Source organism: Achromobacter sp. Marseille-Q0513, from assembly GCF_018195695.1.
GTDB lineage: Bacteria > Pseudomonadota > Gammaproteobacteria > Burkholderiales > Burkholderiaceae_B > Achromobacter.
The window spans coordinates 1-959 of sequence record NZ_JAGTJY010000388.1 but is presented as its reverse complement, the minus strand read 5'-3'; the positions used below and the strand labels follow the sequence as shown (position 1 = coordinate 959).

The following is a 959-nucleotide window of genomic DNA, read 5'->3' as shown; positions in this document are numbered from 1 at the left end:
ACATCCCTCGCGCGGCCTGACGCCCGCACGCCTGAACTCCATCCTGGAGCGCGCGGAAAACGGCGACCTGATCGCCCAGCATGAGCTTTTCCGTGACATGGAGGAACGCGACGGCCACGTTTTCTCGGAGCTGTCCAAGCGCAAGCGCGCCGTCATCAAGCTGCCCTGGGACATCGTGCCGCCACGCAACCCGAGCAAGGAGGAGGAAGAAGCCAGCGCCTACGCCAAGGAGCTGCTGCTAGACATGACCGACCTGGAAGACCTCATGTTCGATGCGCTGGACGCCATCGGGCACGGTTTTGCGCCTATCGAGTACGACTGGGACAGGGTTGGTGGCGACTGGACGGTGGTGCGATTCAACCACCGCCCGCAGACGTGGTTCCGCTTCGACCGCGACACTCGCACCGAGCTGCGCCTGCGCGACAGCTCTCTGGACGGCGCACCACTGCGCCCGTTCGGATGGATGATGCACGTCCACAAGGCCATGTCCGGCTACACCGTGCGCTCCGGCCTGGGCCGCGTGCTGGTTTGGCCCTACTTGTTCAAGCACTTCTCGGTTGGCGACCTGGCCGAGTTCCTCGACATTTACGGCCTGCCGCTGCGCATCGGAAAGTATCCGAGCAACGCCAGCCCCGAGGAAAAGGCAACGCTCTGGCGCGCTGTCGCGGGCATTGGCCACAACGCGGCAGGTGTCATCCCCTCGGCAATGGCCATCGAGTTCGAAGAGGCCGCGAAAGGTTCGGAAAAGCCGTTCGAGGTGATGATTAAGTGGTGCGAGCAGACGCAATCGAAGGCCATCTTGGGCAGCACGCTGACCAGCACCACCGAAGCCACCGGCCTCGGCTCCGGCGTGGCCGAAATCCACAACGAAGTGCGCCTGGATATCCGCGATAGCGACTGCAAGCAGCTCGCGGGCACGCTTACCCGCGATCTGATCTACCCGCTTCTGGCCATCAACA

1 protein-coding gene is annotated in these 959 nt (G+C 63.6%); it reads left to right on the top strand.

What is annotated here, in order from left to right:
- A partial coding sequence (locus KDH83_RS30830) for a DUF935 domain-containing protein (RefSeq protein ID WP_212322861.1) occupies positions 1-959 on the top strand: 959 nt, incomplete at both ends.